Source organism: Bacillus sp. GW823-FHT06A10 (assembly GCF_058795375.1).
In genome coordinates this window covers 448,478-468,314 of sequence record NZ_JBXAHT010000001.1, presented here as the reverse complement: position 1 = coordinate 468,314, position 19,837 = coordinate 448,478, and the positions used below count along the sequence as shown (strand labels likewise).

At 35.7% G+C, this 19,837-nt stretch carries 24 protein-coding genes; 11 read left to right on the top strand and 13 right to left on the bottom strand.

Annotated elements, in window-relative coordinates:
• Positions 1–42: 42 nt before the first annotated feature.
• Complete coding sequence (locus tag AC1Q8M_RS02445) at positions 43–954, bottom strand: DMT family transporter (protein WP_000806939.1); 912 nt, start codon at positions 952–954, stop codon at positions 43–45.
• 204 nt (positions 955–1,158) lie between these two features.
• Here AC1Q8M_RS02445 and AC1Q8M_RS02440 point away from each other — a divergent pair, with 204 nt between their 5' ends.
• From AC1Q8M_RS02440 to exsF, 6 genes are all read left to right on the top strand, one after another.
• Positions 1,159–1,890 (top strand): alpha/beta hydrolase, encoded by a 732-nt coding sequence (locus tag AC1Q8M_RS02440; protein ID WP_000084015.1) that lies wholly within the window; start codon positions 1,159–1,161, stop codon positions 1,888–1,890.
• 93 nt (positions 1,891–1,983) lie between these two features.
• Positions 1,984–2,502, top strand: a complete 519-nt coding sequence (locus tag AC1Q8M_RS02435) for a YjcG family protein (RefSeq protein WP_000765871.1) — start codon at positions 1,984–1,986, stop codon at positions 2,500–2,502.
• A gap of 1 nt (position 2,503) precedes the next feature.
• A complete protein-coding gene (locus AC1Q8M_RS02430) occupies positions 2,504–2,926 on the top strand; it encodes a GNAT family N-acetyltransferase (RefSeq protein ID WP_072939699.1) in 423 nt (140 codons plus the stop codon).
• Between the two features lie 99 nt (positions 2,927–3,025).
• A complete protein-coding gene (locus AC1Q8M_RS02425; RefSeq protein ID WP_072939702.1) occupies positions 3,026–5,092 on the top strand; it encodes an ATP-dependent helicase in 2,067 nt (688 codons plus the stop codon).
• A 142-nt stretch (positions 5,093–5,234) separates the two neighbouring features.
• On the top strand, positions 5,235–5,702 hold the full coding sequence (gene cotY / locus AC1Q8M_RS02420) for a spore coat protein CotY (protein WP_001277719.1): 468 nt from the start codon (positions 5,235–5,237) through the stop codon (positions 5,700–5,702).
• Positions 5,703–5,869: 167 nt separating this feature from the next.
• On the top strand, positions 5,870–6,373 hold the full coding sequence (exsF, locus tag AC1Q8M_RS02415) for an exosporium protein ExsF (RefSeq protein WP_000492939.1): 504 nt from the start codon (positions 5,870–5,872) through the stop codon (positions 6,371–6,373).
• Positions 6,374–6,446: 73 nt separating this feature from the next.
• Here the strand turns inward: exsF and AC1Q8M_RS02410 are convergent, their stop codons facing one another.
• Positions 6,447–6,632 carry a hypothetical protein gene (locus tag AC1Q8M_RS02410; protein WP_023521433.1) on the bottom strand — a complete coding sequence of 62 codons (186 nt, stop codon included), beginning with the start codon at positions 6,630–6,632 and terminating at the stop codon, positions 6,447–6,449.
• A 101-nt stretch (positions 6,633–6,733) separates the two neighbouring features.
• Positions 6,734–7,093 carry a DUF1360 domain-containing protein gene (locus AC1Q8M_RS02405; protein ID WP_000899660.1) on the bottom strand — a complete coding sequence of 120 codons (360 nt, stop codon included), beginning with the start codon at positions 7,091–7,093 and terminating at the stop codon, positions 6,734–6,736.
• 125 nt (positions 7,094–7,218) lie between these two features.
• On the opposite strand from AC1Q8M_RS02405, the gene exsY reads away from it, so the two are divergent.
• Positions 7,219–7,683, top strand: coding sequence for an exosporium assembly protein ExsY (gene exsY / locus AC1Q8M_RS02400; RefSeq protein ID WP_001277740.1), 465 nt, complete (start codon positions 7,219–7,221; stop codon positions 7,681–7,683).
• A 48-nt stretch (positions 7,684–7,731) separates the two neighbouring features.
• On the opposite strand, the gene AC1Q8M_RS02395 is transcribed toward exsY, so the two are convergent.
• The 10 genes from AC1Q8M_RS02395 to AC1Q8M_RS02350 form a co-directional block, all read right to left on the bottom strand.
• Positions 7,732–8,301, bottom strand: a complete 570-nt coding sequence (locus tag AC1Q8M_RS02395; protein WP_098361203.1) for a spore coat CotO family protein — start codon at positions 8,299–8,301, stop codon at positions 7,732–7,734.
• 141 nt (positions 8,302–8,442) lie between these two features.
• Complete coding sequence (fabI, locus tag AC1Q8M_RS02390; protein ID WP_000421885.1) at positions 8,443–9,213, bottom strand: enoyl-ACP reductase FabI; 771 nt, start codon at positions 9,211–9,213, stop codon at positions 8,443–8,445.
• A gap of 108 nt (positions 9,214–9,321) precedes the next feature.
• Positions 9,322–10,176, bottom strand: coding sequence for a dTDP-4-dehydrorhamnose reductase (gene rfbD, locus AC1Q8M_RS02385; RefSeq protein ID WP_000664659.1), 855 nt, complete (start codon positions 10,174–10,176; stop codon positions 9,322–9,324).
• A 12-nt stretch (positions 10,177–10,188) separates the two neighbouring features.
• Positions 10,189–11,160, bottom strand: a complete 972-nt coding sequence (gene rfbB, locus AC1Q8M_RS02380) for a dTDP-glucose 4,6-dehydratase (RefSeq protein ID WP_001024177.1) — start codon at positions 11,158–11,160, stop codon at positions 10,189–10,191.
• Positions 11,161–11,175: 15 nt separating this feature from the next.
• On the bottom strand, positions 11,176–11,721 hold the full coding sequence (gene rfbC, locus AC1Q8M_RS02375) for a dTDP-4-dehydrorhamnose 3,5-epimerase (RefSeq protein ID WP_000864165.1): 546 nt from the start codon (positions 11,719–11,721) through the stop codon (positions 11,176–11,178).
• 8 nt (positions 11,722–11,729) lie between these two features.
• Positions 11,730–12,467, bottom strand: a complete 738-nt coding sequence (locus AC1Q8M_RS02370; RefSeq protein ID WP_000676160.1) for a sugar phosphate nucleotidyltransferase — start codon at positions 12,465–12,467, stop codon at positions 11,730–11,732.
• A 14-nt stretch (positions 12,468–12,481) separates the two neighbouring features.
• Positions 12,482–13,162 (bottom strand): glycosyltransferase family protein, encoded by a 681-nt coding sequence (locus AC1Q8M_RS02365; protein ID WP_000651522.1) that lies wholly within the window; start codon positions 13,160–13,162, stop codon positions 12,482–12,484.
• Positions 13,163–13,176: 14 nt separating this feature from the next.
• Positions 13,177–13,863, bottom strand: coding sequence for a glycosyltransferase family protein (locus AC1Q8M_RS02360; RefSeq protein ID WP_001271186.1), 687 nt, complete (start codon positions 13,861–13,863; stop codon positions 13,177–13,179).
• Positions 13,860–14,549, bottom strand: a complete 690-nt coding sequence (locus tag AC1Q8M_RS02355; RefSeq protein ID WP_001078430.1) for a class I SAM-dependent methyltransferase — start codon at positions 14,547–14,549, stop codon at positions 13,860–13,862. The genes AC1Q8M_RS02360 and AC1Q8M_RS02355 overlap by 4 nt, the downstream gene beginning before the upstream one ends.
• 211 nt (positions 14,550–14,760) lie before the next feature.
• Positions 14,761–15,858 (bottom strand): glycosyltransferase, encoded by a 1,098-nt coding sequence (locus AC1Q8M_RS02350; protein ID WP_090975820.1) that lies wholly within the window; start codon positions 15,856–15,858, stop codon positions 14,761–14,763.
• 165 nt (positions 15,859–16,023) lie between these two features.
• Between AC1Q8M_RS02350 and AC1Q8M_RS02345 the strand changes: the two genes are divergently transcribed.
• The 4 genes from AC1Q8M_RS02345 (at position 16,024) to AC1Q8M_RS02330 (ending at position 19,720) form a co-directional block, all read left to right on the top strand.
• Positions 16,024–16,875, top strand: a complete 852-nt coding sequence (locus tag AC1Q8M_RS02345; protein ID WP_492334114.1) for a BclA C-terminal domain-containing protein — start codon at positions 16,024–16,026, stop codon at positions 16,873–16,875.
• A gap of 122 nt (positions 16,876–16,997) precedes the next feature.
• Positions 16,998–17,843, top strand: a complete 846-nt coding sequence (locus tag AC1Q8M_RS02340; protein ID WP_043937653.1) for a TylF/MycF family methyltransferase — start codon at positions 16,998–17,000, stop codon at positions 17,841–17,843.
• 184 nt (positions 17,844–18,027) lie between these two features.
• The gene (locus AC1Q8M_RS02335; protein ID WP_001292839.1) at positions 18,028–18,780 is read left to right on the top strand and encodes a class I SAM-dependent methyltransferase; all 753 of its coding nucleotides are present in this window, start codon (positions 18,028–18,030) and stop codon (positions 18,778–18,780) included.
• 13 nt (positions 18,781–18,793) lie between these two features.
• The gene (locus AC1Q8M_RS02330; protein WP_071713727.1) at positions 18,794–19,720 is read left to right on the top strand and encodes a glycosyltransferase family 2 protein; all 927 of its coding nucleotides are present in this window, start codon (positions 18,794–18,796) and stop codon (positions 19,718–19,720) included.
• The last annotated feature ends 117 nt before the right edge of the window (positions 19,721–19,837 follow it).

Below are 19,837 nucleotides of genomic sequence, written 5' to 3'. Positions count from 1 at the left end.
ACAAAAAGAGAAGTATCACAACTTCTCTTTTCTCCCCTAACACTATAATTCCTGTGTGTACACCGGCTCGTTTACGACATTTTTTGCTGTTCGCTTTTGTTGCTGCAGTAAGAAAACAGATACACCAAACAATACGAGCATGCTACCGATAATTTGCATTGCATTTAATTTTTCTCCAAGTAAGAAGAACGCAAGTATAGATGCTCCAACAGGTTCTCCTAAAATACTCATTGAAATTGTCGTTGCATTTACATAATTTAATAGCCAGTTATTAATTACATGTGACACTGTCGGCACAACCGCAAGTAAAAGAAAAACGGTCCAATCCCACTTCGTATAACCTGTAAAGGGTACTTGCAATATGACATTATAAATCCCCATAAAAAGACCTGCGAATGCAAAGACTGTAAAGCTATAAATCCAGTGTGATACTTTCTTTACTGTCGTTTGCCCGATAAATAAATAACCGACAACTGCTATTACACTTAGAAAGGATAATATGTCTCCATAAATTGCTTGCTTACTTAAACCTAAATCTCCCCAACCAATGCACATTACGCCTAGAATAGCGATTCCCATCGTTGCAATGGCTGAATATGTTGTTCTTTCTTTAAACAGAAAAAAACCTCCAACTAAAGATACGATCGGTTGAAGTGCCAAAATAATTGTTGAACTAGCAACTGTTGTATGCTTTAAAGATTCAAACCATAAAAGAAAATGAAGTGCTAAAAAGAAACCAGATCCAATTAAAAAGCCCCAATCTTTCATTTGAATCCTATTAAATTCCTCTCTTTTTTTCCATACGATAGGCAGCATAATAAGTACGATAATCCATAAGCGGTACATACTTAATATTGAAGATGGTGCTGAGGACATCTTTACAAAAACTGCTGCAAAGGAAATAGCAATTATAGAAATAGCCAATGGTAGTGCGATTGATTTTTCTTGTTTCAAACCCTGTCTCCCCTCTCACCTGTCAAAAATCCCACTTCATTATATCCGTTTTCTTTCGTAACTTAAATACTAATTTTTTAGATTCTTCGTACCATTATGGTAAAATAGAAATTAAGGCACCAATTAGTGAATATTTATTTCCTTTTTCACTACAAGCGTCGCTCTTACAATCGTTACAGTAAATTTTTATTTAGGGGGATCTACATGAGTCAAACAATAGGGAGAATTGAAGAAATTTCATTTTATAGCGCATCACTTCAAGAAGACGTTACGCTTCTCGTTTATTTGCCAGTAAATTACACACCACTGCACAAACATACAGTTGTAATTGCACAAGATGGTAGAGATTATTTTCAGCTTGGTAAAGCGCACCGTGTAATTGAGCGCCTTCGTGAAACTGAAGAAATTGACCGTACAATTATTGTCGGTATTCCATATAAAAATGTACAGGATCGTAAAGAAAAATATTTCCCAAGTGAAGTGAAAAATGCTGCATATATTCGTTTCCTTGCTCATGAACTTGCACCATATATTGATGAAAATTATCCAACGTACCAAATGGGAAAAGGTCGTGTTTTAATTGGTGATTCTCTTGGCGGAACAGTTTCCTTTATGACTGCACTTATGTATCCGCATACATTCGGTAAAGTCGTTATGCAATCACCATTTGTGGATGAGACAGTGATGAACTTAGCAAAAGACTTCAAAGATCCACAAGCATTAGAACTGTATCACGTCATTGGTACAGAAGAAACGGCTGTAAAGCGTACTGATGGACAAGTATCTGATTTCGTAGAACCAAACCGTGAGTTAAATACACTTCTCACAGATAGAAATTTCATTACGCATTACGAGGAGTTTGAAGGTAATCATACTTGGAAATATTGGCAAACTGATTTACCGAAAGCCTTCTCTCATATTCTATCAATGAAATAATAGAGAGCAGTATTCAGAATAATTTGATATAATAGATAAAGAGATTTATTTATCTCAAAATCTAACTAGACTTACAAAGGGAGGAATTGGAACATGAAATTAGGCATTGTAATTTTTCCATCTAAAATGATTCAAGATAAAGCGAACGGATTGCGTAAGCGTTATGACCCGCACTACGCATTAGTTCCGCCACATATTACATTGAAAACACCCTTTGAGACGCAAGATGAACAATTAGAATCGATTGTAAACGAGCTACATACAATCGCAGGTAAAACGAATCCTTTCACCCTTCATGTTGGGAAAGTTGGTTCATTCGCACCTGTTAATAACGTCCTTTATTTTAAAGTAGAAAAAACACCTGAACTTACTTTCTTAAATGAAGAAATGCATGGCGGGTTATTCACACAAGAACGCGAATATGCTTTCGTACCTCACTTAACAATCGGACAAGGCTTATCAGATGCAGAGCATGCTGATGTATTGGGTCGATTACGTATGAAAGATTTCTATTATGAACAACCAATTGATCGTTTCCATCTTCTATATCAATTAGAAAATGGAACATGGACTGTACACGAAACATTCCACCTTGGAAAGGGGAACAACTAATTTGCACGCACAGATTGTACAAACGGACGAACAACTAAGAGATGCATTCTCTGTACGTAAACAAGTGTTTGTAAATGAACAACGTGTCTCTGCTGAAGAAGAGTACGATGAGTTTGAAGAAACTTCAGCACACGTTGTTATATATGACAATGATGTTCCAGTTGGTGCTGGACGTTTTCGCACCCTTGATGGTATAGGGAAAATGGAACGCATTTGCGTGCTAGGTTCCCATCGTAAAAAAGGTATCGGAAAAATTGTTATGGATGCGCTTGAAGCGTATGCAAAAGAAAATTCGCTACCAAAATTGAAACTTCATGCTCAAACACATGCTGAAGATTTCTATAAAAAACTTGGCTATGTAACGAGTTCTGATGTATTTATGGAAGCAAATATCCCGCACGTCGTAATGATAAAAGAATTGTAATTTGAAAGCAGGAGGTGACCCCTCCTGTTTTTTACATTGCTATTTTCTTTTTCTTCCGCTAAAGTTAAATGTTGATGCTATAGTTTTGAAGGTGAACATATGACACAAGAAAAATTTTCACAAAAATCGTTAACACACGCCGATATTCCGCGTGCGACATATCATATTCCGAAAACATCTACCCATTTAATTATGGAAGAAGATGTAGATGCGGCTTATTTCCGCGCTCTCGAACAACAAAATGTTTTTTTAAATGAAAAACAATTAGAAGCCGTGCGCACAACAGAAGGTCCTGTTCTCACACTAGCTGGTGCTGGAAGCGGGAAAACATCTGTTTTAACAACTCGCGTTGGTTATTTAGTAAATGTAAAACAAGTTCATCCACGAAATATTTTATTACTTACATTTACACAAAAAGCAGCTGAAGAAATCCGAAGTCGTGTTGCGAAGTTACCAGGTATGAATCATGCAGCAAGTAGCTATGTTGTTGCTGGTACATTCCACTCTGTTTTCTTAAAATTGCTTCGTAGTCAAGGGTATAATCAGCAAATTTTAGCAAATGAAAAACATAAACAAATTATGATAAAGAAAATCTTAAAAGAATTGCGTTTAAAAGACGATTATGATGCGGAAACGATACTCGCGATGATTTCACTTGAGAAAAACAAATTAAATCGTCCGAAAGATGTAAAAGCGAAAACACCAGTGGAACAAGAATTTAAAGAAGTATATGAACGTTTTGAAGAAGTAAAACAACGATACAATTATATTGATTTCGATGACATCTTATTGGAAACATATTATATGTTAGAAAATAATGCTCCTTTACTAACTCAATTACAACAACGTTTTCACTACATTGAAGTAGATGAGTTTCAAGATACATCGTATGCACAATATGAAATTGTAAAATTGTTAGCCACACCAAGAAATAATTTGTTCATCGCAGGTGATGATGATCAAGCTATCTATGGCTGGCGAGGGGCAAGTCACCAAATTATTTTATCTTTTCCAAAAGAATTTGATAACACAACAATCATTGCACTAAATACGAATTATCGATCCAATCCCTTTATCGTCGGGCTTGGAAATGAAGTTATAAAATTAAATCAAGAACGTTTTGATAAAGAGCTATACTCCGTTCGTGAGGAAGGTGTACAACCTTTTTATTCAAGACCTGCTACGACTCTTGATGAAGCAAATCAAATTTTACAGCTCATTCAAGAAAAAGTGGATAGCGGTGAACGAAACTATAAAGATTTTTGTTTACTGTATCGCACACATTCTGTAAGCCGTTCGTTACTTGATCAGCTTACCATTCATAAAATCCCGTTTATTAAACACGGGGCGAGCCAATCATTTTATGAACATTCTTTAATTAAGCCTGTATTAGATCATTTAAGACTCGTGATTGAGCCGTTTCGACTAGAATCACTTTCAAACATATTGCCGACGATGTATATCGGACGTGATGATTGTATTTCATTTATTGAACGTGAACAATGGAAATATGGTGAGGGGCGCTTCCCTTCTCTTCTTCATTTCTTACTATTAAATCCAAGCTTAAAACCTTTTCAAGTGAAAAAGGTAAATGAGCGCATCGATTTTATTAAGTTTATTAAAGAATTAGAACCGAAAAAAGCATTAAAAGAAATCATTCATGGTAAAGGAAAATATTTAGAGTACTTACAAAGTAACGATCGTTCTTCCTTTACGATGCATAAAGACATACAAGAAGAAATGTTGGAAGAATTAATGGAGTCTGCAACTCGTTTCACCGATATTCCAGCTTATTTACAATTTATTGACGAAGCGATTCAAGGTCAAAAAGAAATGGAAGCATTAAAAACAATGCCGCAAAAAGATGCCGTTTCACTTATGTCAATTCATAACGCAAAAGGCCTTGAATTTCCATGTGTCTTTTTACTTGGAGCGAGTGATGGGATCCTGCCGCATACTTCTTCTTTAAAAGATGCAAATGATCGTGTTACGGAAACTTCTGAAGCATTAGAAGAAGAACGCCGATTACTTTATGTCGCCATTACACGTGCGAAAGAAGAACTTTACATTTCTTCTCCGCAATTTTTCAGAGGAAAGAAATTAGATATATCTCGTTTTTTATATACTGTGCGAAAAGATTTACCTGAAAAGACATCCACTAAATAAGGATGTCTTTTTTTATAATGCGTTATGTACATCCCTCCTATATAAATTCCTTGTTTTTATCATAAGAATTAACGTAATATCAACCATATCCCACTCATATTGTAATAGTGTATGTCAGAACTCACGAGAAGGAGTGAACATAATGAGCTGCAATTGTAATGAAGATCATCAACATGAGTGTGATTTCAACTGTGTATCGAATGTTGTTCGTTTTATACATGAACTACAAGAATGTGCAACGACAACATGTGGATCTGGTTGCGAAGTTCCATTTTTAGGTGCACATAACAATGCATCAGTAGCTAATACACGTCCTTTTATTTTATACACAAAAACTGGAGAACCTTTTGAAGCATTCGCACCATCTTCAAGCCTTACTAGTTGCCGATCTCCTATTTTCCGCGTAGAAAGTATAGATGATGATGACTGTGCTGTATTGCGTGTATTAACTGTAGTTTTAGGTGATGGTACCGCTGTACCACCTGGTGACGACCCAATCTGTACGTTTTTAGCTGTACCAAATGCAAGACTAATATCAACCTCCACTTGCATTACTGTTGATTTAAGTTGCTTCTGCGCTATTCAATGCTTACGCGATGTTTCTATTTAAAACTAAATAATGAGTTAAGCATGGATTGGGTGGCAGATAATTCTGCCACCCAATCCATGCTTAAAGAGTATTCTTATGTAAATTTCTTAAAATTGGGAACTTGTCTAGAACATAGAACCTGTCCTTTTCATTAACTGAAAGTAGAAACAGATAAAGGAGTGAAAAACATGTTCTCTTCTGATTGCGAATTTACTAAAATCGATTGTGAGGCGAAGCCAGCTAGTACACTACCTGCCTTTGGTTTTGCTTTCAATGCTTCTGCACCTCAGTTTGCTTCACTATTTACACCACTATTATTACCTAGCGTAAGTCCAAATCCAAATATTACTGTTCCTGTAATCAACGATACAGTAAGTGTCGGAGATGGCATTCGAATTCTACGAGCTGGTATTTATCAAATCAGTTATACATTAACAATTAGTCTTGATAACTCACCTGTTGCACCAGAAGCTGGTCGTTTCTTCTTATCATTAAATACGCCAGCTAACATTATTCCTGGATCAGGTACAGCAGTTCGTTCTAACGTTATTGGTACTGGTGAAGTAGATGTATCCAGTGGTGTTATTCTTATTAACTTAAATCCTGGTGACTTAATTCAAATTGTGCCAGTTCAGTTAATTGGAACTGTAGACATCCGCGCAGCAGCATTAACAGTTGCACAAATTAGTTAGTAAAAAGCGGTATTTCTAATACAGAAATACCGCTTTTTATATAATAAAAAACACTCACAGTAGCATGAGTGTTTCATTCTTCATATTGTTTTATTGCGTTCTTCTTTTTCCCACAATTGCATCCCTTTTTCTTCACAAATCCTTGTTGTTGTAATTGTTCTTGATATGCCTGTTGTTGTGCTTGGTGTTGTTGCTGTATATGATACCACTGCTGCAGGTCATATGAATTTTGCCTTGGATTATTGCTCACAGCAAACATCTCCTCTACTGTCAATTCTGTCTATTTACTATATGAACAACTCTTTATTTCCGTTCCCTGATTCTTTTAAACTCCGCTTTTTCTCTTATTATGAAAAAATATTATTCTCCCATAAAATATCCTGTAACTGTTTCAATGATTGCTGCTGCACCTGCAATGGCTAATAATGCAAGTAACGGCTCCGCAATGATAGGAATCCAATTATATAAAACTAATAAAAAAGCACTAACCCATACACCTGTACACCAATAACAGCTTAACAATTCACCAATCCACTTTCTTAATCCTTTACCTTTTACTTTTGTAAATGTTGATACACTTCCATCCGGCTCCGTAATCTCTAATTCATCAATAAATGGTCTTCGCAAAAAGGCTGTTATTTTATCATATACAATTAAACGAGTGAGCCTAAAAGCAGCTAACGCAAAAATAAAAAATAAAAGCCAGCTTGTAAACAGCATAATTCCACCTTCCCTTATCCTCTTTCGCCTATTTAAAAAAAAAGGTCTTGAGATTGTGACCAAATCTCCTCGACTCCAATATCTTATTAATGTAAATACAAACAAGAAGATAAGGAGTGACATTAATGAGTTGTAACGAAAATAAACACCATGGCTCTTCTCATTGTGTAGTTGACGTTGTAAAATTCATCAATGAATTACAAGATTGTTCTACAACAACATGTGGATCTGGTTGTGAAATCCCATTCTTAGGTGCACACAATACTGCATCAGTAGCTAATACACGCCCTTTTATTTTATACACAAAAACTGGAGAACCTTTTGAAGCATTCGCACCATCTGCAAGCCTTACTAGCTGCCGATCTCCAATTTTCCGTGTGGAAAGTGTAGATGACGATAGCTGTGCTGTACTACGTGTATTAACTGTAGTTTTAGGTGACAGTTCTCCGGTACCACCTGGTGACGATCCAATTTGTACGTTTTTAGCTGTACCAAATGCAAGATTAATATCTACAACTACTTGTATTACTGTTGATTTAAGCTGTTTCTGTGCAATTCAATGCTTACGCGACGTTTCTATCGTTAAGTAAACTAAAAAACTATTGGGGTGGTAGAAGCTTTCTACCACCTTTACATATTTAAAAGCCAGCCATACTAATCGATTGGATATCATCTATAGACAACCTAATATCTCTCATACTATTTTGCGGCATAATAGATACAATGCCATTACGATACGATATGATCGATCCAACATAAGAAACTGTAGCTGTTTTTATTCTGCACCTTACTTTCGGAATATAATGAGGGCGGTTTAATAAAAAATGAATTTTTTCATCATTATTCATATCCTTAAATGATTTATTATACGGGACAGTTCTTACTGGTTCTTGTTGTTCTGGTTCTTGTTGTTCTTGTTGTTCTTGCTCTTCTTGTTCTGCGTGTTCTTCTTTTTCTTCTTCTATTTTTTCTTCCCCTTGCTGCTCTTCTTGTTGTTCTTGTTCTGTTACCTCTTCCACAGCACCGCTTACAATATTTTCATGTCTATTACTTTGCTCTTTTTGATCTTCATTTTCAAAGTTTGTCAGGATAATCCTTTTTATTTTCGGTGCAGCAAGTTCTAAACTTACTTGCGCAATATATAACAACGGTTTTCCAACTGTTGAACTTTTATTTTTATTCTTCACACTCGTCCCTCCCACTTCCATACGTAGCTGAATAAATCGTGTACTATTATAGTTATATTCATCACGTGGTAAGAACTTTCGTTAAAAATCGTTCTTTCTCAGAACAAATAAAAAGGACAATCTCAGCATTTAGAGATTGTCCTTTAAAAATTAATATTCTATTTATCCTAGGATATGATACCCTGAATCAACGTGAATGTTTTCTCCTGTTACTCCACGTGCTAAATCACTGAATAGGAATACTGCTGTATCGCCAACTTCTTCTGGAGTTGTTGTACGACGAAGTGGTGCGCGCTCCTCAATTTCTCTTAAGATTGAGTTGAAATCGCCTACACCTTTTGCAGACAACGTACGAATTGGTCCTGCAGAAATAGCGTTGACACGAATACCATGTTGACCTAAATCGTTCGCTAAATATTTCACGCTCGCTTCTAATGAAGCTTTCGCAACACCCATAACGTTATAATTTTTCACAACGCGCTCGCCGCCAAGGTATGTTAACGTTAAAATATTTCCGCCTTCTGTCATTACTTTTTTTGCTTCTCTTGCTACAGCTGTTAAAGAGAATGCACTAATATTTTGTGCAAGTAAAAATCCATCGCGAGAAGTATCTACAAATTCACCTTTTAAGTCATCGCGATTTGCAAAAGCAATACAATGTGCTACACCGTGAATAGTACCTACTTCTTGTTTAATTGTTTCAAAGCAAGCTGTAAGTTCCTCATCATTCGTTACATCACAAGGTAATACAAGTGATTCTTGTCCTTCTAATGTGTCCGCTAATTCACGAACGTTTCTTTCTAAACGTTCTCCTGCATATGTGAATATTAATTTTGCACCTGCATTATGCAAAGAGCGAGCAATTCCCCATGCAATACTTCTTTGGTTCGCAACGCCCATAACAACAAATGTTTTCCCTTGTAATAGTTCCATGATATATCCTCCCAGAAATACTTATACTTGTTATTAGTACCTGATACTATAATTATAGTACCATAAAACCGCTTAAAGGCAAACAAAAAAGTCATTAACAGAAATTTGTTAATGACTTTTGGTTTCTATAAAAAACCGCTCTAATCCTTCTTCCCAAGAAGGCATTTGTGAAAAACCATTTAATCGTAGCATGTTGTGTTGAAAAATAGAATATTTGGGCCTCGCAGCTGCAGCCCCGAATTCTTCCGTTGAAACAGGTAATACATTCACTTTCATATTTGCATACGAAAATATCTTTTGTGCAAATTCAAACCAAGAGCATGAGCCTCTGTTTGATACGTGGTATGTACCGTATAAAGAAGTATGAATGAGCTTATTAATAACCATATTTAAATCCGCCACATACGTAGGCGAGCCAACTTGATCCGCTACAACAGATATTTCATCTCTTTCTTTTCCTAATCGCATCATCGTTTTCACGAAATTATTTCCATATTTACCATATAGCCACGATGTGCGAACGATAAAATATTTATTATGTAACTCTTTGACGAACTGCTCCCCCGCATACTTAGAGGCTCCATATATATTTATCGGCGCTGGACTATGAAATTCGTCGTATCCATCTGGTCTGGCACCTTGAAATACATAATCAGTACTAATATAAACTAGCTTCGCCCCTACTAATTGTGAAGCAACCGCTACATTTCTAGCTCCGATTGCATTTATTCTATATGCAAGATCCTGTTCTTTCTCCGCATGATCTACTTTCGTATAGGCAGCACAATGAATAATTATATGTGGTTTTATTTCTTGTACCACTTGTTGTATTCGGGATATATTTGTCACATCTAATAACTTTTTATCAAATGGATATATATCATATTCTTCAGAGTTTAACTCTTCAAATAGTTGCTTTCCTAATTGACCGTTTGCTCCTGTTATGATAACCCTCTCTTTCATGTAACATGCCCCTTACTGGTCTTTTAGTGGTTTCCACCATTCCTTATTCTTTTCATACCATTTCACCGTCTCTTGTAATCCTTGTTCAAACGTATATTTCGGTTCCCAATCAAATTCATTCTTCATTTTCTCTGCATCAATCGCATAACGACGATCGTGCCCTAAACGATCTGTAACATATTCAATGTCTTTTTTTGTTTTTCCTAAAAGAGTAATAATTTGTTCCACAACTTCTACATTTGTTTTTTCATTATTTCCACCTATATTATATACTTCTCCTACACGTCCCTTATGCAAAACAACGTCAATCGCACTGCAATGATCCGTTACATGTAACCAATCTCTTACATTTAAACCATCACCATATAACGGTAGTTTTTTTCCTTCTAGTGCATTCGTAACCATTAATGGAATTAATTTTTCAGGATACTGGTACGGTCCATAATTGTTAGAACAACGCGTTACTATAACCGGTAATTGATATGTTTTATAGTAAGATAGAGCTATCATGTCCGCGCTCGCCTTACTTGAAGAATATGGACTATTTGGAGCTAACGGCGTTTTCTCTGTGAACTTCCCTGTTTTTCCTAAAGAGCCATACACTTCATCCGTTGATACTTGCACAAATTTTATATGCGAATATTTTTTAACTAGTTCTAATAAAGTGACCGTCCCAATTACATTTGTATCATAAAAAGGAATCGGATTTTCAATACTACGGTCCACATGTGATTCAGCTGCAAAATTTACAATCACTTGTACGTCCCGCTCTTTTATAACGTGTTCTAATAGCTCTCCATTTTGAATTTCTCCCTTTACAAAAAAGTAATTCGGGTGATTCTGAAGAGATTTTACATTATTTAAATTCCCGCTATATGTTAATGCATCGTAATTAATAATTTTATATGTTTCATAACTTTGTAGCATGTAATGAACGAAATTACTTCCAATAAATCCAGCCCCACCTGTTACTAATATATTCATAAACAACGCTCCTACTTAAAAACTATCTTCATATTCCTCTAATAATGGTAATATCTGATCCTTATCGGACAATATAGGATCGGTTACTGGCCAAGGAATTGCTAAATCTTTATCTTCCCAAAGTAATCCAGAGTCATGCTCTGCGCTATAATATTCATCTACTTTATACATAACGATAGTATGCGGGACAAGCGTGCAAAATCCATGTGCAAACCCTCTTGGCACTAGTAATTGCCGATGGTTATCTGCACTTAAAATATACCCTTTCCATTGTTTAAATGTTGGTGATTTTTTTCGTAAATCAACGATAACATCATAAATTGCCCCTTGCATAACTTGAATGAGTTTCGTTTGTGCTTTCGGTTTTTTTTGAAAGTGTAGTCCTCGAATCGTTCCAGCCTTAGCCGAATAAGATACGTTATCCTGTACAAATGAATACGTAATCCCTAATGTTTCTAGCACCTGCTTATTATAACTCTCTGAAAAAAAACCACGCTCGTCTCCAAATAACCTCGGTTCTAACAATTTTGCATCGGTAAAATTTGTTTCTATAACTTTCATATTCTCACCTATTCTCCGTTAAACTGTTTCCCAAAGTTAATATCCCGTGCTAACGTATTCGCCTTTTGAAGCGAAGCATGAGTTCCCGCATCAGTCCACCAGCCGCTCATTTCATTATAAGTAAGTACCCCTCGTTTTAAATACCAATTATTTATATCTGTAATTTCAAGTTCTCCCCGTGCAGAAGGTTTTAATTCTTTAATATAAGAAAAGACTTTCGAATCATACAAATAAATTCCCGTAACCGCATAAGAACTTTTCGGCTCTTTCGGCTTTTCTTCAATTTCAACTATTTTTCGATTTTGAATATGTGCTACGCCAAATCTTTCGGGATCTTCTACAGATTGTAATAGCACTTTCGCACCTTCTTTTTGATTTGCAAACTCTTCAACATACGGAAGAATATCATCTGAAAAAATATTATCCCCTAATATAACTACCATACGATCATTCCCGACGAAATCTTCACAAAGCCCTAACGCCTGTGCGATCCCGCCCGCTTTATCTTGCACACGATACGTAAAGGACACTCCAAATTCATGACCACTCCCTAAAAAGCTAACAACATCCCCCATATGCTCTTTACCTGTAATAATCATAATATCTGTAATATCGCATTGTTTTAGCTTATATACCGCATGATAAATCATCGGATACCGACCAACAGGAAGTAAATGTTTATTCGTTACTTTCGTTATTGGATATAATCTCGATCCAGTACCACCTGCTAAAATAATTCCTTTCACTTTGCATCTCTCCTTTATGATGGAGATAATATATCTTTGTAATGTTCTACAAACACTTTCCGGTACTTCTCATATGTATCCGCATCAAACTCATCCCCGTTGTAATGAATACACCATAAATTTGCTTGATTTGGGATACCGATTAAATAACCAGCCCTTTGAAACTCTAAAGACTGTGATATATCATAAAAGTGAAACCCTTGAAACAAATCTTCTCGCCACGGAATATCATACTGCGTTGCCATAAATAAACCATCAATTGCCTGAACTGACAAAAATGGTTGATTACCATAAAAAACCTGATCTAAATTTAATAATTGATAATTCTGTCTTCTATACTCAATCACTTTCCCTACTAAATTTTTTCCTTCCCACCATATCCCGTTATTCGGTAAAAACTGAGCCCCAGCGACTCCTATTAAACCAAGCTTTTCATTTTCTTTAAAAAGAGATATAAGTGTAGAAAACATGTCTCGATTAATAAGATATGTATCTTGATGTATATACACTTTGTATTTCGCTGGATATGAAAGGGCTCGGTTGTATGCACTTGCCATACTTTGCGCATCTCGTATCGGAAAAATTTGCACGACATAACCAGGGGGAACAAAAATGTTTCTTATTTGGCTCTCACATTGTTTGAAAAGCTCCTCATTATTTACACAAACAACGACTAATATTGTATGATCTTTCATTTTTGTCCCCCCTTTTATTCTTCCTTATTTACATCTGACATATAGTGTTCCACAAATATTTTTCGATACTTTTCATAGTTCGTCATATTCACATCAAAATGATAATGGATACACCAAGCATCGCGCTGTACAGGCACACCGACTGTATATCCTGCTTTTTTAAATTCAAACGATTGAGATACATCATAAAAATCAAATCCGTCAAATACGTCTTCTCGCCACGGAACATCATATTGTGTCGCCATTAATAAACCGTCAATACATTCTACAGGAATAAATGTTTTTGATTCATGATACGGTTGTTCTAAACTTGCCATATAAAACAAATCATTCATATAACCAATGACCTTCCCTACAATTCCACGCCCTTCGTTCCATACACCAGTCGGAGGAACATATTGCGCTCCAACCATCCCAATCATCCCAAGGTGTTCATGTTCCTCAAATAATTGAAGTAATCCGTATAAAAAAGCCCTATTTATAATAAAAACATCTTGATGTAAATAAACTTTATACTTCGCAGGATGCGAAATGGCTTGATTGTATCCACTCGTCATACTTTTCGCATTTCGAATCGGCATAAATTGGACAATATATCCTGGCGGTACTAACAATTGCAATATATGTCGCACGCAGTTTGCATACAATTTCCGATCATTTATACATGTAACAAATAATATTGTTTTGTCTGCAGCACTCATAATTGTGATTTTTCAGCTTCAATAATATACTGAAATACAACTGTCTCAGCCATGAAGCCACTTCCAAGACGATATTTTTTACAAATTCCATATAACTCCTCAATAAGTGGTTCATACATTTTATGATCAACATATACACGATCTACTTTACTAATTGAATATCCTGCTTTTAAAAACATTCTTAGCATTTCATTGAATGTAAAGAAACGAATATGTGTTTTATCTAATAAACCATATTCTGTATACGTCCAATTTCCAGCAAGTAAGGGAGCTAATACTGAAATATGAGCAACGTTTGGTATACTTGCTAAAATCACACCATTTTGCTTTATATATGGCTTTACTTTTTCTATTACAGCCCACGGATCAAATAAATGCTCTAATACATCCCCAAATATGACGCAATCAAATTGCCCCTCCTCATAAGGAAGATCTATTTTTTCTATATCCCCTAAAATAACATGATCTAGTCTTTCTTTCGCTTTTTCTGCCGCCTCTGGAAATGCCTCAATTCCTGATACACGTGTACCATTTTCTTTAATAGCCGCTCCCAATGCACCGCTCGAGCAACCAATATCAAGAACTTCTTTCCATTCCTTTTTTATATGCTTTAATAAATTCGGATTCGCTGCATTATAATAATGCTCGGATTTTTCTTCATATAAAGAACTTTTTTCGCGATTCATTTCACACACTCCTTATGCAAATTGAATTAGAAATATAAATCTCATATGAATTCTATAAAGTGCAGATTTTTTTCATCCCCCAATGATTATTAGCCCGCAAATAGCAGTATAAAATCTTTTATTTATATTGGTTACGTTACTGATACTCTAATATATAACCAATCTATTAGAGTTAGAATAGCGATAAATCATTTCTAAAAAACGAAACCTATTACACTTTATATGGTTTATCAAAAACTCCCCGAAAATATTTACGGTTATATTCAATTGCAGCATTATTCGGAACATAAGAAGCTGCTAATTCATTGTAATAATACGCTTTATCCTGCTCCCCTAACCTGCTATAACAAATACACATTTGTAAATAGGGTAGCCATGTGTAGCTAGCTGGACTATGGAAAGGGCTTTCCGTTGCCATTGGTACTTCCGTAGCAAGTTTAAACCAAAATATCGCTTCATTATATTTTTCTTGTTCCATATATATATATCCTATTCTTGTACAATTCTCTCCTCTAGGGACGTCATACCGAAACGACTTCACACAAGATTCGATTGCCTTCTCCCACATTCCGAGCTTCGCATAGCAATCTCCTAGCTTACCACATGCATAAATTTTTTCTTCATACCATCCTTCGTCTTGATTAAGAAATGTTTCATATAGAAGAACTGCATCATCATATTTTTGGTTATCCGTAGATTCATTTGCGTAATAAAATAAATCTCTCGGACTCAATTCTTCACCTGCAGCTACAGTATTTTGAAAAATTTTCAAATTACGATCTGTTACTTTTTTTTCTTTTTTATGTGTAATAGCAACATTACTACTAAAAACCTCACCAGAAATAGCCAAATACTCATGAACCTTTCCAAACCATTGAAATTGTTTTTCACGCTTTACAAGTCGATTTCTTTTTGTACAATATAAAGGTTTCCCGTTAGAATCCATTGCAAGGTGATAAGGCATCGAAACAGCATCAATTTTAGGATCTAATTCTCTTTTTAAAAGTTTCAATGCTTCTTGAGCATCTTCTAATAATACGTCATCTGCATCTAGCCACAATATATACTCTTGCGTCGCTTTTGAAAAAGAAAAATTTCTTGCTGCTGCAAAATCATCAATCCACTGGAAATCATATATGTTAGAAGTGTATTTCTCTACGATTTCTTTCGTTCGATCGACGGAACCTGTATCAACTACTATAATTTCATCCACAATTTTTTCAACTGTTTCTAAACAACGGGCTATTGTCTCCTCCTCATCTCGAACAATCATACATAAACTAATTGTAATTCCTTGCTTGTTCAACATAATCACCCTCTTCCAAATCAATCATATGTTATACATATACTAAACTTTCCATTTTTTTAAATTGTTCAAGTAGTTTAAGATTTCTTTTCAATAATTCAAATGTCCGTGTCATTTTCTTTCGGTTTTGCATCTACTATATAATGAACGCTTTATGGAGGTGAATTTATGTCAAATAATAATTATTCAAATGGATTAAATCCCGATGAATCTTTATCAGCTAGTGCATTTGACCCTAATCTTGTAGGACCTACATTACCACCGATACCACCGTTTACCCTTCCGACTGGACCAACCGGGCCTACTGGACCTACTGGACCTACGGGCCCTACTGTACCTACCGGGCCTACTGGACCGACTGGACCTACGGGGCCTACTGGACCTACGGGGCCTACTGGACCTACGGGACCTACTGGACCGACTGGTGTCACTGGGACTACTGGACCTACGGGGCCTACTGGTGACACTGGGGCTACTGGACCTACGGGGCCTACTGGTGACACTGGGGCTACTGGACCTACGGGGCCTACTGGTGACACTGGGGCTACTGGACCTACGGGGCCTACTGGGGCTACTGGACCGACTGGACCGACTGGACCGACTGGACCATCCGGACTAGGACTTCCAGCAGGATTGTATGCATTTAACTCCGCTGGAATTTCTTTAGATCTTGGACTTAATGCTCCAGTACCATTTAATACTGTTGGATCTCAGTTTGGTACAGCAATTTCTCAATTAGATGCTGATACTTTCGTTATTGCTGAAACTGGATTCTATAAAATCACTGTTATCGTATATACTGCGGCAATAAGTGTATTAGGGGGGCTTACAATCCAAGTAAATGGGGTATCTGTACCAGGTACTGGGGCTACTTTAATCTCAGTTGGAGCACCTATCGTTGTTCAAGCAATTACGCAAATTACGACAACTCCATCATTAGTTGAAGTAATCGTTACAGGACTTGGGCTATCATTAGCTCTTGGTACAAATGCATCTATTATTATTGAAAAAGTTGCTTAATTTTTTACTTAGCAGTAAAACTGTTATCAGTTTTACTGCTTTTTCAATTTTAAATTCAATCATGAAACATTCGCTATCTACATAATCATATTGTTGTATGACATTTTGCAGGAGGCACAAATATGGAAAGTAAATCTGCTGTTCAGCTTTATCTCGAATTGCTAAAGAAGACAATTTTATTTGAAATATGGTTGGAATATGAGGCATACTTACCCGCATCTCTACATATTTCGAAAGAACTAGAATTCGAACCAGTTACAGTCCCCCTCCCTTTATTCATTAAGCAATATGCTGAAAACCATAACTTAAAAATTGTAAAACCAAATGTTTCAAAAAGTGAACGTCATGATGGAATGGATTGGCCAAGAGCAGCACATAGCATGATTGGTCGAGAACGTATGAACCAATTACAAGAGGCAATGGAAACCGTTGTTCGTGAAAATATAGAAGGAGATTTTATTGAAACAGGTGTATGGCGCGGAGGATCATGCATTTTTATGAATGGTTTTTTACAAGCAAACAACATTACGAATCGTAATGTGTGGGTCGCAGATTCATTTGAAGGTTTGCCAGCACCGAATCTAGAACAATATCCAAAAGATTACGGTGATTATTTACACACATTCGATTACTTACGCGTCTCTTTAGAACAAGTACAAGAGAATTTTAAAAAATATGATTTACTAAATAATCAAGTGAAATTTTTAAAAGGCTGGTTTAAAGATACTTTACCAACAGCACCAATTGAAAAAATAGCAATTGCACGGCTTGATGGTGATATGTACGAATCTACAATGGATGGTCTCGTGAACTTATATGATAAAGTTTCTAAAGGTGGCTATATAATTATCGATGACTACGGGCTACCGCCATGCGCTGAGGCTGTGACAGACTTTAGAAACCAACGAAATTTAAAAGCCCCTATTACTAAAATTGATGTATTTGGCGTTTATTGGAGAAAAGAATAAAAAAAGATTTAATCTATAGGGGATTCTATTTTCATTGATCCTTCTCTCACTTCTAATCCAATTAAGTATTCTTTTTCGGAATCTCCTTACATATAACAATTGTTTTCCTGTGTTCTCTCACTAAAAATTGAAAATTTTATTAATAGATTTACTGCATCTTCTCATACAAGAAAGGGGTATACTCATGAGCGAACTTAACAAAGAAATGACTTTACTCCCCCCTCCCGAACTCGTCCAATATGTAGGTGGTGACTTCAAAAAAGTTGGAAAAGAATTCCTAAAGCATTTTATTCAAATTGGCGCTTTAAAATCAAATGAAAAAGTATTAGATGTAGGCTGCGGCGTCGGCCGAATGGCTGTACCATTATTGAATTACTTAAATGATGATGGAGCGTATTATGGATTTGATTTGTTTAAAGATGGAATTACTTGGTGTCAAAATAACATTTCAACTATGCGTAATAATTTTCACTTTGAACATGTTGACATATATAATCAATTCTATAATCCAGAAGGAAAAGAAGATGCCTCTCAATATCGTTTTCCCTATGAAGACGGGACATTCGATTTTATCTTTTTAACTTCTGTATTTACGCATCTTCTCCCAAAAGAATTAGAACATTACGTATCTGAAATTGTACGTGTATTAAAAAAAGACGGGAGATGTTTCATTACATTCTTTCTTATAAATCCTGAATCGTCCTATTATTTAAATGCAGGACAAAGTACATTAGGTTTTTATCATCGAATTGAAAATTGCTACGTTGTGAATAAAGATATTCCGAATTTTGCAGTTGCTTATCCTGAGACAGATATTTGCAATCTATTGAATAAGTACGGCCTAGAAATAATTAATAAGCCGCATTACGGTTTATGGTGCGGCAGAAATGAATATACAAGTTACCAAGATATTGTTCTTACAAAAAAAAGCTTCTGAAAGGAAGTTATGTATGATGAATGAAAAAAATCCACCTCTCGTTTCCATCCTTATTCCCACTTATAATCGGCCTCATTATTTTAAAATCGCTCTAGAAAGTGCATTGGCACAAACTTATTCAAATATTGAAATCATCATCGGAGATGACAGCACAAATGATGAAACAGAAACTTTAATACGCGAACAATACTTACCAAATTATAAAAATATAACATACATTCGAAATATCCCTACTCTAGGACAATTTCACAATGACCTTATGCTCATAGAAAAATCAAATGGTGAGTATATAAATTTTTTAATGGACGATGACGTGTTTTATAAGCATAAAATACAAAAAATGATGGCCTATTTTGAGCAAGATCTCAATAAAAATCTTGCTCTTGTTACTTCTTATCGAGTACGTATTGATGATCATGGAAATCTAATAGGTGATTCCCATCCAACCCAAAGGTTATATAGTGAAGACACTCCATTAAACGGAATATTTTTAGGTAATTGGATGTTAAAGGGCGGGCACAACATTATCGGTGAGCCTACAACTACTTTGTTTCGAAAAGAATTGCTCACGGATCCTTTTGGTACTCTTAAAAAGCGACAATATTCTTGTAGTGTTGATATGGCCTCATGGATTTCTTTACTTTCTAAAGGAAATGCAATATACATTTCTGAGCCTTTAAGTCAATTTCGCTACCATGCTGGACAACAAATACACAATAAGCTCCTTCAAGGTTGTGAAGATTTCACACACCTCGTTATAACAGCAAAAGAATATGGCTTTTTACAAAATACTACGGACTATAGAGCAGCTCTACTTAGTGCTTACCAATGGTGTAAAAGTTCCTTAAAATACTATCTTCATCAACTAGATATTTTTCCTGACGCACATGTACGTCTTTCCCATTGTTTGGATATAATTATTAAAGAGTTAAACAATTAAATTACTCTGCAAAATTAAAAGTGTATGGGCTATATGCGAATCATTCGTATAGTTCATACATTCTTTCTCATACTATAAAATCCATTACTATAAAGAGCATTAGAAAGGAATACCTAC

Excerpts from the sequence above, each read along its gene's own strand:
- AC1Q8M_RS02335 (WP_001292839.1), top strand. The coding sequence starts at position 18,028 with ATGAGCGAACTTAACAAAGAAATGACTTTACTCCCCCCTCCCGAACTC.
- AC1Q8M_RS02345 (WP_492334114.1), top strand. The coding sequence starts at position 16,024 with ATGTCAAATAATAATTATTCAAATGGATTAAATCCCGATGAATCTTTA.
- exsF (WP_000492939.1), top strand. The coding sequence starts at position 5,870 with ATGTTCTCTTCTGATTGCGAATTTACTAAAATCGATTGTGAGGCGAAG.
- AC1Q8M_RS02355 (WP_001078430.1), bottom strand. The coding sequence starts at position 14,549 with ATGAATCGCGAAAAAAGTTCTTTATATGAAGAAAAATCCGAGCATTAT.
- AC1Q8M_RS02410 (WP_023521433.1), bottom strand. The coding sequence starts at position 6,632 with ATGTTTGCTGTGAGCAATAATCCAAGGCAAAATTCATATGACCTGCAG.
- exsY (WP_001277740.1), top strand. The coding sequence starts at position 7,219 with ATGAGTTGTAACGAAAATAAACACCATGGCTCTTCTCATTGTGTAGTT.
- cotY (WP_001277719.1), top strand. The coding sequence starts at position 5,235 with ATGAGCTGCAATTGTAATGAAGATCATCAACATGAGTGTGATTTCAAC.
- AC1Q8M_RS02435 (WP_000765871.1), top strand. The coding sequence starts at position 1,984 with ATGAAATTAGGCATTGTAATTTTTCCATCTAAAATGATTCAAGATAAA.
- rfbD (WP_000664659.1), bottom strand. The coding sequence starts at position 10,176 with ATGAAAGAGAGGGTTATCATAACAGGAGCAAACGGTCAATTAGGAAAG.
- AC1Q8M_RS02350 (WP_090975820.1), bottom strand. The coding sequence starts at position 15,858 with ATGTTGAACAAGCAAGGAATTACAATTAGTTTATGTATGATTGTTCGA.
- AC1Q8M_RS02425 (WP_072939702.1), top strand. The coding sequence starts at position 3,026 with ATGACACAAGAAAAATTTTCACAAAAATCGTTAACACACGCCGATATT.
- AC1Q8M_RS02395 (WP_098361203.1), bottom strand. The coding sequence starts at position 8,301 with ATGGAAGTGGGAGGGACGAGTGTGAAGAATAAAAATAAAAGTTCAACA.
- AC1Q8M_RS02330 (WP_071713727.1), top strand. The coding sequence starts at position 18,794 with ATGATGAATGAAAAAAATCCACCTCTCGTTTCCATCCTTATTCCCACT.
- rfbC (WP_000864165.1), bottom strand. The coding sequence starts at position 11,721 with ATGAAAGTTATAGAAACAAATTTTACCGATGCAAAATTGTTAGAACCG.
- AC1Q8M_RS02405 (WP_000899660.1), bottom strand. The coding sequence starts at position 7,093 with ATGCTGTTTACAAGCTGGCTTTTATTTTTTATTTTTGCGTTAGCTGCT.
- AC1Q8M_RS02440 (WP_000084015.1), top strand. The coding sequence starts at position 1,159 with ATGAGTCAAACAATAGGGAGAATTGAAGAAATTTCATTTTATAGCGCA.
- AC1Q8M_RS02365 (WP_000651522.1), bottom strand. The coding sequence starts at position 13,162 with ATGAAAGATCATACAATATTAGTCGTTGTTTGTGTAAATAATGAGGAG.
- AC1Q8M_RS02360 (WP_001271186.1), bottom strand. The coding sequence starts at position 13,863 with ATGAGTGCTGCAGACAAAACAATATTATTTGTTACATGTATAAATGAT.
- AC1Q8M_RS02340 (WP_043937653.1), top strand. The coding sequence starts at position 16,998 with ATGGAAAGTAAATCTGCTGTTCAGCTTTATCTCGAATTGCTAAAGAAG.
- fabI (WP_000421885.1), bottom strand. The coding sequence starts at position 9,213 with ATGGAACTATTACAAGGGAAAACATTTGTTGTTATGGGCGTTGCGAAC.
- rfbB (WP_001024177.1), bottom strand. The coding sequence starts at position 11,160 with ATGAATATATTAGTAACAGGTGGGGCTGGATTTATTGGAAGTAATTTC.